The organism is Photobacterium leiognathi (assembly GCF_030685535.1).
Classification (GTDB): domain Bacteria; phylum Pseudomonadota; class Gammaproteobacteria; order Enterobacterales; family Vibrionaceae; genus Photobacterium; species Photobacterium leiognathi.
Map to the genome: position 1 here is coordinate 1,190,011 of NZ_CP131601.1, position 15,927 is coordinate 1,205,937.

The window sequence follows — 15,927 nt, forward strand, 5'->3', positions numbered from 1 at the left end:
GGCGTTGTTAGCTTTATGAAGCAAATAGGCTTTTTATTCTATTTCCCCAAGCAGGAGCAAGTACACTATCATGGATAAGGTTTATAACTTTTGTGCCGGACCAGCAATGATCCCCGCTGATGTTCTCGCCAAAGCTCAAAGAGAGCTTATTAATTGGAATGGTCTAGGTACTTCTGTTATGGAAGTCAGCCACCGTAGCAAAGAGTTTCTTGCTGTGGCTGCGCAATCTGAGCAAGATTTACGAGATTTATTAGATATCCCAGCAAACTACCATGTTCTGTTTTGTCATGGTGGTGCACGTGGACAGTTTGCCGCTGTGCCATTGAACTTATTAGGTGATGCTGAAACTGCTGATTATATGGATGGCGGCTTTTGGGCTCACAGTGCGATTGAAGAAGCTAAGAAATATTGTCAGCCAAATATTGTTGATATTACTTGTGATAAAGACGGTAAAAAAGCAATTCTACCTGTTGAGCAATGGCCTCTATCTGATAATGCTGCGTTTGTTCATTTCTGTCCGAATGAAACGATTGATGGTATTGAAATTCGTGATTTACCACAAACAGATAAGCCAATTGTGGCTGATATGTCTTCGACTATCTTATCTCGCAAAATTGATGTATCTAAATATGGTGTTATTTACGCCTAGCGCGCAGAAAAATATTGGTCCTGCTGGCTTAACTATTGTGATTGTACGTGATGATCTACTAGGCAAAGCAAAGGCAATTTTGCCAAGTATTTTAGATTACACGGTTTTAGTTGATAAAGAGTCAATGTTTAATACGCCACCAACGTTTGCTTGGTATTTAGCTGGCGAAGTCTTCAAGTGGTTGAAAACTGTCGGTGGTGTGGAAGCGATGGAGCAGCGTAATTTAGCGAAAGCTAAGTTACTTTATGACTTTATCGATCACTCTGACTTTTATGTGAACGAAGTCCATGCTGATAACCGTTCTATCATGAACGTTCCATTCCAGTTGAAGAATCCTGAGCTAGATGCTTTATTCTTAGAACAAGCTGATGTAGCAGGATTGAAAGCATTGAAAGGTCACCGTGTTGTTGGTGGTATGCGTGCATCTATTTACAATGCGATGCCACTTGAAGGTGTACAAGCATTAGTTGATTTTATGGTAAAATTTGAAAAAGAAAACGCTTAAAATTAACAAATAAAATGAAAGCTGTAGGTGATTGATATTTAATATATTACCTGCAGCTTTTTTATTTAGTAAACTAATTGAATTGCATATTACTGTATATAAATAGGTTGAAACGTTCGTTAACAGTTTTATTCTTGATAGATATATTATCATACCTATAATCGGCAAACTTCGAGTATTGTAGGGCTCTATCTTTAATGATTAAAATGACGACAATTAAGTCATATTACAATGATTATATTAAAGATATTTCTATTGTCTTTTTATTATTATTGCCATTAACAATATGTAACGCAATTACAGTTTTTGTCGGTCATGCTCTGAGTATGGCTGAGTTTTCTGATGCCGCAAATAAGTTCTTTTATTTTTCTGACTTATTGATTGCTATTTATCCAATCACGCTGTGTATTATTACGAGTTATTATATTTCAACTAAACATGGTATGAATGCCATGGTTGTTGTGCCGTATTCATTACTCTTATTAACAGCGGTTTCAATTCCAAATGGTTTAGTCGCGGCTAATACAGGCTTGCCTAATAACCCGTTAATTGCATTGCTAGCGGCGATTATATCCGCGTTGTGCTGTGTTTCTTTTCGTTTAGATCCACTCGATCCGTCACGTATCGATTTTGTAAAACGATTGTATAAGCAAGCGGCACATTTCTTTAGCTTTTTACTATTAACATTAATGCTGGCAAAAATAACTGAAATTGTTATTCAGTTAAGTCAAGGTGCAAGTAAATTTATTGCATTAAATCCTCTGACATTTTTTGGCGGATTAGCTTACCAGTTTATTCTAGGTTTATTAGGTGCGGTTGGGATCAATGGTCATAACTTCCTATTTCGTGCTAAACAGCAGCTATTTGAAGATACTCAACTGCATTTAGCTGCGTGGCAAGCAGGGGATGCACCTTTACCAATTTTAGGGCAAGGCTTTTATGATGCTTTCATGTCGATGGGGGGATCAGGTAATACAATCAGCCTATTGCTTTGTATCTTATTGTTCTCGAAAGATCGTCGTCATATTGCGTTAGCTATTTCAGCTATTCCGTTAGTGATTTTTAATATTAATGAACTATTACTATTTGGATTACCAATCATCTTTAACCCATTGCTGATTGTGCCGTTTGTTTTTGTACCTTTAGTTAGCTTTGTTGTTGTGTATAGTGCCATGTCATTAGGTTTGGTGAACCATGTTGGTACTATTGTTGATTGGATGACTCCACCTTTTATTAGTGGTTATATTGCCACACAAAATAGTTTTGGAGGCGTGATATTACAGTTTGTAGTGATCACATTAGGTACGCTGATTTATCGTCCGTTTTATTTAAATTATGTTGGTCGTAGTCGTCAAAGTAATATGACGATGACACGTCAATCTGAAATTGAAAGTTCTACACTAAAAGCATTTTTAGGTGATGTGAATAAGGCGATGGGTAGTTATGTCAGTAAGCATGATATTAGTCGTCGTGTGAATAATATGCTGAATAACGGTGAGTTTGTGATGCACTATCAGCCTCAAGTGAATATGAAAAATCCTTCACACTTATCTTTTGAGTCGTTAGTACGTTATAAAGATAAAACAGGTAAGTTAATTCTACCTGTGTTTATTGATGACTTTTATCAACTTGGTGCTATAAAGCAGTTAGATCAAATGGTGATTGATCTGGTATTAACGGATATGAAAAAGTTACCGCTTGAGCATGGTTGTAAAGTATCGGTGAATATTTCTGCTGAAAGTATTGCCGATCCTGCGATTATTCATTTCGTTGTAGAGCGATTACGTTTTTACGAGATTGAGCCATCTAGTTTAGAAATTGAAATTACAGAAGAAGCGATTATTACCAATGACAAACAGATCGCAAAAAATATTGAAGCGTTACAAGCGTTAGGTATTACTGTTGCTATTGATGACTTTGGTTCAGGTTATGCGTCATTCCCGCATTTGCTGAAGTTTAATTTCGATAAAGTGAAACTTGATCGTTCGTTATTATTGAACACACAAAATGAGCGAGAGAAAAATCTCTATCAGTTATTAGCCAAGATCAGCGAAGTAACAGGTTGTGTGTTAGTGGCGGAAGGTGTGGAAACTGAAATTGAAGAGCAGTTTGTTGCTAGTTGCGGTATTGATATTATCCAAGGTTATTATTTTTCAAGACCAATGCCACTAGATGATGCTCAACAATGGGCAAGCAATAAAATTCATGCTTAAAGAAAAAGCCACAGTATCATCTGTGGCTTTCTTTTTATTGAGTTGGGAATATCAATTTACTGGTATCAAAACCAGCTTGTTGAGCAATGGTTAGGTATTTTTGTAGTTGCTCATTAGTGAGTTGCTTTTGTCGTGATAGTAACCAGAGATATTCATAGTTATAGCTACTAATTAGTGCGGTTGAGTAGTCAGGCTCTAAATAGAAAATGATGTAACTACCGTAGAAAGGACCAAAAAACGAGACTTTTAGGTAACCTACATCTTGCGTTTTAACGAACTTGGCTTTTCCTACAGCTTCTTTCCATTGTTGTTTTTGAGTGTTAAAGCCCTTGTTTATAACCTTCACACTCCCATCAGCATTCATGCTGTAAGTGGCACTAACCTTATCTAAATTACGCTCAAAGCTATGATCCAATCGTGCAATCTCATACCAAGTACCAAGGTATTTATTGAGATCAAAAGGGGATACCACGTGTAATTGTTTCTGGTTTTCCTGTGGTGCACCCATTAAGTACAGTCATGAGTACAGTGAGGAATATGAGTCGTATAGCCATTAATCTTTCCTTAATTTGTTGGCGATGAAAATTCGACTTTCACATTAAAATTTACGTAATCGTTACTGATGTTAAACGGCCAGTGCATTCTTTCGCAAATACGCTGAACAATCACCAAACCACAGCCATATCCTTGATTATAAGTCTCATTACCGTCATGGCGATTGACGATTTTAAGTGTGTCTTCATTTAGCTCGATCATGATATCACCCACACTATAACTAAATGCATTCTTTATTAAGTTATTAATAATGATGGTGATAAAGCTGAGCGGTGCAGTAACAGTACCAGGGTTGCTAATACTCAATTGGTAATGCGTATCTTGCTTTGCAAACAGCGGTGCCATAATTTGCAGTTGCTTTTCTAATTCATCGGCAAGATGACAAGTGACTAAATGGTGAGGTTCGATCTCATGTTTACCTAAAAGTAAAAAAGTCTCCGTTAAGATCTTCATTTCATCACTGGCTTGATGTAAGCGTTTAATCGCTTTTTTTGCAACATTAGGCTGGTTAGGTACTTTATCTAATAAGTCAGCGGAGCCTTGAATGATCATAATAGGCGTACGAAGCTCGTGAGAGGCAAAGCGACTGAACTCTTTTTCTCGCTGAAAGTAATTGGCAATTTCACGCTTACTATCAAGTAATGCTTGTTCTATTTCACGGGTTTCTTTGTATTGTGTATCAATACTAAATTCATTGTGGCTTGGCTGCATTTGCCCGATTTTATTTTCGATTTGGGCAAACGGGTGTGATAGTGAACGAATAAAGTAAAAACTGTATGCCCCCATGATCAATGAAAGCAAAACACCAAAAATAAAGGTGAAGTAATGCAAGCTATCTTCATAATCATCTAGATAGTCATCAGCATCGTCTTGATACACAACGTACATCAATCCTTTGCCAGAAGGGTGCTTAAAAACAATGAAATGTTTATCTTCAGTACCCCGTAAATGCTCATAAAATCCGGGTTTGTTATAAGGAGCTAACCACTCAGGTAAAGACTTTAAGCTCCAATAACTTTTAAACTCACTATTGTTAGGAAGCGGAGCTTGTTCACCCATTTTGTCATAGTCAATCACATATTGAGTGGATTCTTTATCTAACCAGTGATGTAGGCTTATCACCTCTAGTTGATTTTCAGCGATATAAATGACGATCCAAAATAGCACAAACATACTGAATGCCATGAAACTGACACTCAATCCGACTTTGCGGTAGATACTTGGATAGTGCTTAAGCTTTGATGCGATAACCTTGTCCATGAATAGTCTCTAGTCGTGATTCAGAAAAGCCTTTATCAATCGCATTGCGTAAGCCGTAAATATGGCTTCGTAATGCATCACTACATGGTGATTCATCACCCCAGATGGTTTCCATGATTTGCTGGCGGGTGACAATGTTAGGCGCTTGACGGATCAGTAGCTTAAGAATTTTGAGTTGAATACGACTTAACTTAATAACCTGATCGTCTCTACGTACTTCATCAGTTTGGTTATTAATTTGAATGTCTGCAAAACTTAAAATACCGATGTCTTTACGTTGTCCTCGATTTGCTAGCGCTTGAATACGTAGACATAGCTCTTCCATGGCAAAAGGTTTGAGTAGGTAATCATCACCACCGACTTTAAATGCGGCAATTTTGTCATCTAACGTATCTTTTGCGGATAGAAATAGAATAGGCGTACCGCATAGAAGATCTGCACGTATTTTTTCAACCGCGGAAATACCGTCAATTTTAGGCATCATGATATCCATGATGATCACATCATAATGATTATCTTCGATAAGTTTTAGCGCGCCTTCGCCATGATAAGCGCAATCAACAATATTGTTTTCAAGCTCTAAATAGTCAGAGATGGTTTCAACAATTTGGTAGTTATCATCAACTATAAGAATTTTCACGATTGACCTTATGTTTTTCACGAATACTTCACGAACATAATATTATTCTATTTCTCAATAAAACAATATTCATAATTGTAAAGGTTAGTTGATGAAAAAGTTAGTATTAGCAGCGTTGGTAGGTTTTGTTCTGACAGGTTGTGGTGGCGGCGGTGGTAGTGATGAGAGTAAACCAACACCTCCACCTGTTGTCGATGTAAAACCAGTAGCAGCACAAGGCGCAATTAATAAGGTTAATTACGCTAATAAGACAGTAGAAGTGAACGGACACACTTATCAGGTTGAGCGTGTTCAATATGGTAGTAACAATAAATTACCTATTAACGAAAAGCTATCCATCAACGATCTTGAGCCAAATATGATGGTTCAGGTGTCAACGCAAGCGAAAAGCGGTGCTGTGGTTTATATTGAACCAACAATGGTTGGTATGATTTCATCGATTAGCCCTGATCGTAAAACCTTTGTTGTAAATGGTGTGACGTTAACTTTTGATATGAATGCTGAGTTTAAACCTTTGGACTGGGTGATGGTGTCTTCACTACCACAAGCAACAGCTGATGGTCTTGGTTATAAAGTTTTATCAGTAGTTAAAATCGAGCAAGATGATGTTGATGGTCAATATGAAATTGAAGGTCGACTAAGCAATCTAGATCAAAACACGCAAACCTTTAAGTTAGGTGCTAACACAAATATATACTTTGGTGATGCGATTATTGAAGACAATGCGACGTTAACAAATGGTCAGTGGGTCGAAGTGAAAGGTCAAATGATCAATGAAGAGTTTCATGCAACTGAAGTGGAAGTTGAAACTTATGATGACTCAGACAATGATCATGAGATTGAAGGTATTGTGACTTGGGTAAACAGTGACAAATCTCAGTTTGAGTTAAATGCCCGTGGACGTTTTGTTGTAAATTCACAAACTCGCTTTGAAGATGGTAGCAAAGTTAATTTAGTTGCTGGTGAACTTGTTGAAGTGACTGCAGTTAACGGAATTGCGAAAGAAATTGAATTTGAGCGCGATTTTGGTGGCGAAACGGGTGGCTGGCATGAGTTTGAGCATGAAGGTCATGTGTATTCAGTTGGTTATGACCACTTCATGATTGCAGGTGAAACATTCTATGTTGATGCTTATACTGAGTTTGAAGACAACTTAAAACTAGAAACTTTAAATGGTGTATACATCGATGTTGAAGGCGTGATCATTGATGGTAAGAAAGTCGCACGTGAAATTGAGCGTGAAGATGACTAATTAGACTATACATAATAAAAGCACCCACGTGGTGCTTTTATTTTATTCATTGATACAGAAACGATTTTCTAAATAGCACTGAATGGCTTGTTCACTGGCATCAAATTGAGGGCTAGGAACATTGTGTGGCTCTACCCATTGCCAACCTTCACATTTATCTGGTTCTCTTAATTGCAATTCACCGTGGTAAGACGTCGCAAGTAGCGTCACGCTGATATAATGCTTACCACACTCATTATAAGTATCAAGGTTGTTAGTTACGGCAATAACAGTTGGATTGTCGATGATTAAACCTGTTTCTTCTTCCACTTCACGTATAGCACATTGGCTGAAAGTCTCACCTATCTCCATATGACCGCCAGGGATGGAATAATAAGGAGCATGACTGTTTTTTCGTTTGCCAATCAGAATTTGGTTCTGCTCATTAACAACAATAATGCCAATACCGACCATTGGTGTCGTTGTCATCTTTACTAATCCTTGTCTTACATTGCATCTTATTGATCTTACCAAATAATAATTAAAAGGTCGTTATTGTTATAGCTAGGAATAAACTGGTACTAGCTAACTGATGCAATATTGGTTAATCTGCAAAAAGGTTAAAAGAATTAGGATTGGATGAATAATCAATGGAAAGTATAACGTTACAGCCGATCGCTAAGATTAATGGCGAAGTGAATTTACCGGGCTCAAAGAGCGTTTCAAATCGTGCCCTTTTATTGGCTGCGTTAGCAAAGGGGACAACACGTTTAACCAACTTATTAGATAGTGATGATATTCGCCACATGCTTAACGGATTAAAGCTGCTGGGCGTTAATTATCAATTATCAGATGATAAAACCGTATGTGAAGTTCAAGGTTTAGGTCATGCATTTTCACCAAAGCAAGCTCTTGAATTGTATTTAGGTAATGCGGGAACAGCAATGCGTCCATTGGCTGCTGCTTTATGTTTAGGTGGCGGTGAGTTCATATTAACTGGTGAGCCTCGTATGAAAGAGCGCCCAATTGGTCACCTTGTTGATGCGTTGCGCAGTGCTGGTGCGGATATTGAATATTTAGAAAATGAAAATTACCCACCACTAAAAATTAAAGGTACTGGTCTTAAAGGTGGAGAAGTTGAGATCGATGGTTCAATTTCAAGTCAGTTCTTAACCGCATTTTTGATGGCTGCGCCGCTTGCTAAAGCTGATACCGTGATCCGTATTAAAGGTGATCTGGTTTCTAAACCTTATATTGATATTACTCTTCATATCATGGCGCAATTTGGTGTCGAAGTTGAAAACCGTGATTATCAAGAGTTTGTTGTCAAAGGCAATCAGAGCTATGTTTCTCCTAGTGACTTTCTGGTCGAGGGTGATGCGTCGTCTGCATCATACTTCTTAGCCGCTGCTGCGATTAAAGGTGGTGAAGTGAAAGTAACAGGGATTGGCAAAAAGAGTATCCAAGGTGATGTTCAATTTGCTGATGCTTTAGCAGCAATGGGTGCTGAGATTGAGTGGGGCGATGATTATGTGATTTCACGTTGTGGTGAGTTAACCGCTGTCGATATGGATTTCAATCATATTCCTGATGCCGCAATGACGATTGCAACAACAGCGCTGTTTGCTAAGGGAACAACGTCGATTCGTAACGTGTATAACTGGCGTGTGAAAGAAACAGATCGTTTATCTGCAATGGCAACTGAGCTTCGCAAAGTAGGTGCGGAAGTGGAAGAGGGGGAGGATTATATCACCATCGTTCCACCATCAAATCTACAACATGCAGCCATTGATACCTACGACGACCACCGTATGGCAATGTGTTTCTCGCTGGTGGCATTAAGTGATACACCTGTGACGATTAACGATCCAAAATGTACATCGAAAACATTCCCTGATTATTTCGATAAGTTAAGTGCCTTAAGTCGTTAAAATCGTCTGATAACTGAGATTACAGATTTAAAAGCTCAATGTTCTTGCATTGGGCTTTTTTATTGGCGTAAAAAGGAACATAACCTAAAGACATTACACTATAAATTGTGATTTTTTTTCCGTATAATGTGCCACCGTTTGAAAGCGTAGAGATATTTTGATTGCTGCTTTCATCTATTACGGAAACCACATCGGAGAAAACCTATGTCTACTCATGCTCCAGTCATCACTGTTGATGGTCCAAGCGGTGCAGGTAAAGGTACGCTATGTATGCTGTTAGCAGAAAAACTGGGCTGGAATTTATTAGATTCTGGTGCAATTTACCGTGTTCTAGCGCTAGCTGCTATTCATCATGGTGTTGATATCGAATCAGAAGACGCTTTAGTCCCACTGGCTGCACACTTAGACGTACAGTTTGTTGCAGAAGGTGAGTTGGTTAAGGTTATTCTTGAAGGTGAAGATGTTTCTGACACGCTTCGTACTGAAGAAGTAGGTAATACTGCATCAAAAGTTGCTGCATTACCTCGAGTACGTGAAGCATTGCTGCGTCGTCAACGCGCATTTAGCGAAGCGCCGGGTCTTGTGGCAGACGGTCGCGACATGGGAACAGTTGTATTCCCTGGTGCGGAAGTGAAAATCTTCCTTGACGCAAGCGCAGAAGAACGTGCAACTCGACGTATGAATCAGTTGCAAAAAAAAGGCTTAGATGTTAACTTTGGCAGCCTTTTAAGCGAAATCCAGGAGCGAGACTACCGCGATCGCAATCGTGCTGTAGCGCCTTTACGTCCTGCTGATGACGCATTAGTACTCGATTCAACGGAATTATCGATTGAACAAGTACTTGAGAAAGTCTTAGCACATATTGATGCTAAGCTAAAATAACGAATCCATGTTTAGTTGTGAAAACAGCTAAATGGCGTCAGTGTCATGGAAGATAACTGACTTTATTATCAACCCCATGCGGTAGGATACCCATGGTTGTTTATCATATTGAAGATTAATTAAATGACTGAATCTTTTGCTCAACTCTTTGAAGAGTCGCTAAACCAAGTTGAAACTCGCCCAGGTGCAATCGTTAAAGGTACTGTAGTAGCTATCGAAAACGGTTACGTACTAGTTGACGCTGGTCTTAAATCTGAGTCTTCTATCCCTGCTGAAGAATTCAAGAACGCTGCTGGCGAGCTAGAAATCGAAGTTGGTGCTCAGATCGACGTAGCTCTTGACGCGATTGAAGACGGTTTCGGCGAAACTAAACTTTCTCGTGAGAAAGCTAAGCGCCACGAAGCTTGGATCCAGCTTGAAAAAGCTTACGAAGAAGCTGAAACAGTTGTTGGTATCATCAACGGTAAAGTTAAGGGCGGCTTCACAGTTGAACTTAACGGTATCCGTGCGTTCCTACCTGGTTCACTAGTAGACGTACGTCCAGTTCGTGACACTGCTCACCTAGAAAACAAAGAACTTGAGTTCAAAGTAATCAAGCTAGACCAGAAGCGTAACAACGTTGTTGTTTCTCGTCGCGCAGTTATCGAATCTGAGAACAGCGTTGAGCGTGATGAACTACTTGCTTCTCTACAAGAAGGCATGGAAGTTAAAGGTATCGTTAAGAACCTTACTGACTACGGTGCATTCGTTGATCTTGGCGGTGTTGATGGTCTTCTACACATCACTGACATGGCTTGGAAGCGTGTTAAGCACCCTTCTGAAATCGTTAACGTTGGTGACGAGATCCTTGTTAAAGTTCTTAAGTTCGACCGTGACCGTACTCGCGTATCACTAGGTCTTAAGCAACTTGGCGAAGATCCATGGGTTGCTATCGCTAAGCGTTACCCAGAAAGCACTAAGCTTACTGGTCGTGTAACTAACCTAACTGACTACGGCTGTTTCGTTGAAATCGAAGAAGGCGTTGAAGGTCTAGTACACGTTTCTGAAATGGACTGGACTAACAAGAACATCCATCCATCTAAAGTTGTTAACGTGGGTGACGAAGTTGAAGTTATGGTTCTTGATATCGACGAAGAACGTCGTCGTATCTCTCTAGGTCTTAAGCAGTGTAAAGCTAACCCATGGCAATCATTTGCAGAAATGCAAGCTAAGGGCGACAAAGTTACTGGTAAGATCAAGTCTATCACTGACTTCGGTATCTTCATCGGTCTTGAAGGCGGCATCGACGGTCTAGTTCACCTATCTGACATTTCTTGGAATGTTTCAGGTGAAGAAGCAGTTCGTGACTTCAAGAAAGGCGACGAAATCTCTGCAGTAGTTCTTGCAGTTGACGCTGAGCGTGAGCGTATCTCTCTAGGCGTTAAGCAAATCGAAGAAGACCCATTCAACTCTTTCGTAGCTGACACTAAGAAAGGCGCTCTAGTAACTGGTACAGTTACTGCTGTTGACGCTAAAGGTGCAACTATCGAACTAGCTGAAGGCGTTGAAGGTTACCTACGTGCTTCTGAAGCATCAGTTGACCGCGTTGAAGACGCAACTCTAATTCTTTCTGTTGGCGATTCTGTTGAAGCTAAATTCACAGGCGTTGATCGTAAGAACCGCGTAATCAACCTATCTGTACGCGCTAAAGACGTTGCTGAAGAGCAAGAAGCAATGGCTACTCTGAACAAGCAAGACGATGCTGCGTTCGGTAATGCTATGGCTGACGCTTTCAAAGCTGCTAAAGGCGAATAATTGAGCATAGAGGGAAATGGCTTAGCTTTTTCCCTCTAAACGGCTATACTATTGAGAAACTTACTAAAACGGAGTGTTTATGACAAAGTCTGAATTAATTGAAAGACTATGTAGTCAACAAACACATCTTTCTGCTAAACAAGTAGAAGATGCAATCAAGGACATCCTTGAAAATATGGCGAACACGCTTGCTGAAGGCGATCGCATTGAGATCCGTGGCTTTGGTAGCTTCTCATTGCATTACCGTGCTCCTCGCGTAGGTCGTAACCCTAAAACTGGTGATAAAGTTGAGCTCGACGGCAAGTACGTTCCTCACTTCAAGCCAGGTAAAGAATTACGTGACCGTGTTAATGCATCAATTGCTGCATAACCGCGAATAGAACAAAAAAACGGCATACTCTCAGTATGCCGTTTTTTTATGTCTTTTGATTATGGTCTGATGAGTAAAATTACTGCATAATCAAAGGATCATAACTTGATTGAGTGAGAGGATTCACGATGAAGATTTTGGGTATAATTGTTTTAGTTGCTGCTTTCCTAATTACACTGGCTCTCGGTGCGCAAAACCAAATTTTAGTAAACTTTGACTACCTAGTAGCGCAAGGTGAATTCCAATTATCAACACTTCTAGGTATCGCATTCGGCTCTGGCTTTATTATTGGCTGGTTGATTTGTGGTACGTTGTATCTAAAAGCTCGCTTTGCTAAAAATCGTTTAGCTAAAAAAGTAACGAAGCAACAACAAGAGTTAGATACTCTGCGTGCACAGCCTGTAAAGGAATAATCATTAATGCTTGAACTGTTGTTCCTACTTTTGCCCATTGCTGCGGCCTATGGCTGGTATATGGGTAACAGGAGCGCTAGCAACAATCGGCAAGAGCAGTCTCATCATTTATCACGCCAGTATGTAACAGGTTTAAACTTGTTATTGTCTGATCAATCAGACAAAGCGGTAGATTTATTCATTGAGCTGCTCCAAGTTGATAGTGAGACAATTGATACACACCTTGCTTTAGGTAATTTGTTCCGAAGCCGAGGGGAGGTCGATCGCGCGATTCGTATCCACCAAAACTTGATTGCTCGCCCGAATTTGACGATTGAACAACGTAATTTAGCACTACAGCAGTTAGCAAAAGATTATATGGTGGCAGGGTTCTTAGATCGCGCAGAGCGTATCTTTCAGCAACTACTAGAAGAACCTGAATACAAAAAGCCAGCCTTGCAACAACTGTTGTCTATTTATCAACAAACCCGTGAGTGGGAAGAAGCGATAGACGTCGCTAGTCAGCTTGTTAAATTAGGTAAAACTAAGCTAAAGCACGACATTGCTCATTATTGGTGTGAGCTCGCCATGATTGAAATGGGGGCTCAGAATCAAGATAAAGCACTACAATGCCTTAAGAAGGCGCTATCGACAGATAAACAATGTGTTCGAGCATCGATCACGATGGTCAAAATTTTAATCAAAGATAAAGAGTTCAAGCAAGCAGCGAAAACGCTTGAACGAGTTCTTGAGCAAGATGCTGAATTCATTGGTGAGGCTTTACCGTTATTATTAGAATGTTATGAAGCATTACATAATGAATCCGGATGGCTGAAATATCTGCAGCAATGTGTTGAAGCTAAAGCGGGTGCTTCAGCAGAACTCATGTTAGCAGACGAAATTGCTAAAAATGAAGGTGCCGTTTCAGCACAGTCATTCATGACACGACAATTGCAAAAGAATCCAACAATGAAAGGGTTCTATCAGCTAATGGAATATCATTTAGATGAAGCTGAAGAAGGTCGTGCAAAAGAAAGTTTGACCAGCCTGCGCCATCTTGTTGGTGAACAATTAAAAATTAAACCACGTTATCGTTGTCGACAGTGTGGTTTTGCTACTCACTCTCTTTATTGGCAATGCCCATCTTGTAAGAGTTGGGGGCAAGTTAAACCGATCCGCGGATTGGATGGCGAATAATACTTATTTTGAATAAAAGACCAGACTTTTATTTCTGGTTTTTTTATACCTAATTAAACGTGAATTTTATTCGTAAACGTTTTCGTTTGATGTAAAATCTTGCGCGCGGTTGGATTGCCGCAGAAGGAAACAACTTGATATCACAGGAGACTCAATGCTAGACGCTAAAGTAATAGACCCTAAAGTAATCGTAGCCCTTGATTATGATAATCAGAATGAGGCACTCGCTTTCGTCGATCGTATTGAGCCGGGAAGTTGCCGATTAAAAGTTGGCAAAGAAATGTTCACTTATTTTGGCCCTGATTTCGTGCGTCAACTGCATGATCGGGGTCATTCTGTATTTTTAGACTTAAAATTTCACGATATTCCAAACACTTGTTCGAAAGCAGTAAAAGCGGCTGCCGATCTTGGTGTATGGATGGTCAATGTGCATGCAAGTGGTGGTGAGCGCATGATGACGGCATCTCGTGAAATTCTAGAACCTTATGGTAAAGACCGTCCATTACTGATTGGTGTAACTGTGCTTACTAGCATGGAAGCATCTGATCTCGCTGGTATTGGTATTAAGCAAGAGCCACAACAGCAAGTATTGAATCTTGCATCACTAGCTAAAAATAGCGGTTTAGACGGTGTGGTTTGTTCTGCACAAGAAGCATCCATTTTAAAAGGTAATCTAGGTAAAAACTTTAAACTAGTAACACCAGGTATTCGTCCTGTGGGTAGTGAAGCTGGCGATCAGCGTCGTGTAATGACGCCGATAGAAGCAATCGCTGCTGGTTCAGATTACTTAGTGATTGGTCGACCAATTACACAGGCTGCTGATCCTGCTTTAGTGCTTGCAGAAATCAATAAATCATTAGCTTAAGCCTTTTAAAACAAATAGTAAAAAGCCCGCAATGTGCGCAATGTAGTTCACTTAAGCGGAACCGCTTTGCGATTAATTGGGTAACGAGTCTTTGATATTTTTACCGCCCTAGGCCGATTAGGCTTAGGGCGTTTGTCTATAAAGAGGACTGATAAGTCTCCCCTCAGACTCTTTAAACGCTTAGGTGTATTACCTGCCGATATCGCCTTACTCATCACCTTCAGTTGGCTCGCTATAAACTGACAAGCGTATTTAAAGCTAATCTCATTCGGCATTCTTCCATGCTCAACGGCTGCCTGACTTGCTTCACGTCTTACCAAGTTATATCCAAGCAACAGCCCCCAGAGCTCTTGATAAACAAGGTTTACTGTTTTGCTCCGTAATACTAAGGCATTATGTTGCATTGAGCTTTTGATATCACGATAACCCAACTCGATTTCCCAGCGTTCGTGGTAAAGTTCGGCTACTGCTTTCGTGTCATAGTCTGCTCTAGGAAGGGATGTAAAAACGGTTTTTTGCTTACCTTGGACTTCATAGGTTACCGCTCTGACTTGCCATCTCTCAGGCAAGCGAGGGTTCTTTTTGCGTGCTTGCGCAGAGACTTTCATTTCGATGAGCATATCATTGCTTTCTTCTTCATCTAGAAGTGTGTACTTCAGCCCCTTCCTTGCTGGTATCAACCAATGCCTATTCGTACCACTATTTTGAAGAGAGAGAAGTAAATCTGCTCCGTAAAACCCTTTATCTAGTAACGTCACCGAGTTATCTGACAAAGAGTTGATGAAGGGTATTGCCAGTGGGATTTCACCTCGTCGATAAGGGCTTATGGCTGCGTCAACGATGATATGAGAACGGACATTCATCATAGTCACAACTCTTAGCATTGGATGTGGTGTCTGCCTGCTACTCGAGGTATTACCCGAGCCAAAGTGCTCTCTAAGTTCGGGAGTATCTGCTGTTCAAAAAGGGCACCATCTACAGCGAAAACTTGTAATCCTTGCCACGTATCATCACGGTATCGTTCAAGGCCCCACGTTCGTCCGCATTGTTTGAACAGCCATTCTGGTGCAGCAATGCCTAAACGTTGCCTTGCTTGGGTTAATGCGCTTTTTGCCAACAACTCTTCATCAGCTAAGCCATCTGCACAGACATTCATTCTTCGTGCAACTTCAGCAATAGGTTCGTTACGGAAGAAAGCCATACCGACAATTAACCACAAGACCATATCACTTGGTAATCTACGACGGCGTATAGTCGCTTTATCGGAAAGAGTAGACGCCTTAGCAACCCATTCATCTGGGATATTTTCAGAGAAAGTGGTGAGTTGGGCTACATCAACAGGTTTTTCTTCGAGGAAATCGGCAAAACAGTTTTGAATAGACATAAAAAATCGGAAACCTAGAAACAGGCTTCCGATTGTCTCTCATCAGAAGGATCCGTCAA

At 40.2% G+C, this 15,927-nt stretch carries 12 protein-coding genes and 3 pseudogenes; 10 read left to right on the top strand and 5 right to left on the bottom strand.

Features of this window, described 5'->3' with window-relative positions; genetic code table 11:
- Positions 1-70 precede the first annotated feature (70 nt).
- Both serC and Q7674_RS12635 read left to right on the top strand, forming a co-directional pair.
- Positions 71-1,154: pseudogene (gene serC / locus Q7674_RS12630) on the top strand (3-phosphoserine/phosphohydroxythreonine transaminase).
- 206 nt (positions 1,155-1,360) lie between these two features.
- The gene (locus tag Q7674_RS12635; protein WP_425260241.1) at positions 1,361-3,367 is read left to right on the top strand and encodes an EAL domain-containing protein; all 2,007 of its coding nucleotides are present in this window, start codon (positions 1,361-1,363) and stop codon (positions 3,365-3,367) included.
- Between the two features lie 34 nt (positions 3,368-3,401).
- On the opposite strand, the pseudogene Q7674_RS12640 reads toward Q7674_RS12635, so the two are convergent.
- The 3 genes and pseudogenes from Q7674_RS12640 to Q7674_RS12650 all read right to left on the bottom strand — a co-directional run bounded on the left by Q7674_RS12640 (position 3,402) and on the right by Q7674_RS12650 (position 5,822).
- Positions 3,402-3,921 (bottom strand): annotated as a pseudogene (locus Q7674_RS12640) (lipocalin family protein).
- Between the two features lie 10 nt (positions 3,922-3,931).
- On the bottom strand, positions 3,932-5,182 hold the full coding sequence (locus Q7674_RS12645; protein WP_045062990.1) for a sensor histidine kinase: 1,251 nt from the start codon (positions 5,180-5,182) through the stop codon (positions 3,932-3,934).
- Positions 5,154-5,822: a response regulator transcription factor gene (locus tag Q7674_RS12650; protein WP_305423902.1), complete on the bottom strand. Its 669-nt coding sequence runs from the start codon at positions 5,820-5,822 to the stop codon at positions 5,154-5,156. Before Q7674_RS12650 ends, Q7674_RS12645 begins: the two co-directional genes overlap by 29 nt.
- 91 nt (positions 5,823-5,913) lie before the next feature.
- Between Q7674_RS12650 and Q7674_RS12655 the strand changes: the two genes are divergently transcribed.
- A complete protein-coding gene (locus Q7674_RS12655) occupies positions 5,914-7,074 on the top strand; it encodes a DUF5666 domain-containing protein (RefSeq protein ID WP_045062991.1) in 1,161 nt (386 codons plus the stop codon).
- A 42-nt stretch (positions 7,075-7,116) separates the two neighbouring features.
- On the opposite strand, the gene Q7674_RS12660 is transcribed toward Q7674_RS12655, so the two are convergent.
- A complete protein-coding gene (locus Q7674_RS12660; RefSeq protein ID WP_045062992.1) occupies positions 7,117-7,542 on the bottom strand; it encodes a nucleotide triphosphate diphosphatase NUDT15 in 426 nt (141 codons plus the stop codon).
- A gap of 161 nt (positions 7,543-7,703) precedes the next feature.
- On the opposite strand from Q7674_RS12660, the gene aroA reads away from it, so the two are divergent.
- From aroA to pyrF, 7 genes are all read left to right on the top strand, one after another.
- Positions 7,704-8,984, top strand: a complete 1,281-nt coding sequence (aroA, locus tag Q7674_RS12665; RefSeq protein ID WP_045062993.1) for a 3-phosphoshikimate 1-carboxyvinyltransferase — start codon at positions 7,704-7,706, stop codon at positions 8,982-8,984.
- 204 nt (positions 8,985-9,188) lie between these two features.
- On the top strand, positions 9,189-9,866 hold the full coding sequence (cmk, locus tag Q7674_RS12670) for a (d)CMP kinase (protein ID WP_045062994.1): 678 nt from the start codon (positions 9,189-9,191) through the stop codon (positions 9,864-9,866).
- Between the two features lie 123 nt (positions 9,867-9,989).
- A complete protein-coding gene (gene rpsA / locus Q7674_RS12675) occupies positions 9,990-11,660 on the top strand; it encodes a 30S ribosomal protein S1 (RefSeq protein WP_008986713.1) in 1,671 nt (556 codons plus the stop codon).
- Between the two features lie 79 nt (positions 11,661-11,739).
- Complete coding sequence (ihfB, locus tag Q7674_RS12680) at positions 11,740-12,030, top strand: integration host factor subunit beta (RefSeq protein WP_008986714.1); 291 nt, start codon at positions 11,740-11,742, stop codon at positions 12,028-12,030.
- Positions 12,031-12,158: 128 nt separating this feature from the next.
- The gene (locus Q7674_RS12685) at positions 12,159-12,443 is read left to right on the top strand and encodes a LapA family protein (RefSeq protein WP_008986715.1); all 285 of its coding nucleotides are present in this window, start codon (positions 12,159-12,161) and stop codon (positions 12,441-12,443) included.
- A gap of 6 nt (positions 12,444-12,449) precedes the next feature.
- Positions 12,450-13,619: a lipopolysaccharide assembly protein LapB gene (gene lapB, locus Q7674_RS12690; protein WP_305423905.1), complete on the top strand. Its 1,170-nt coding sequence runs from the start codon at positions 12,450-12,452 to the stop codon at positions 13,617-13,619.
- 154 nt (positions 13,620-13,773) lie between these two features.
- A complete protein-coding gene (gene pyrF, locus Q7674_RS12695; protein ID WP_045062996.1) occupies positions 13,774-14,484 on the top strand; it encodes an orotidine-5'-phosphate decarboxylase in 711 nt (236 codons plus the stop codon).
- Positions 14,485-14,531: 47 nt separating this feature from the next.
- On the opposite strand, the pseudogene Q7674_RS12700 reads toward pyrF, so the two are convergent.
- Positions 14,532-15,868 (bottom strand): annotated as a pseudogene (locus tag Q7674_RS12700) (IS4 family transposase).
- Between the last annotated feature and the right edge of the window lie 59 nt (positions 15,869-15,927).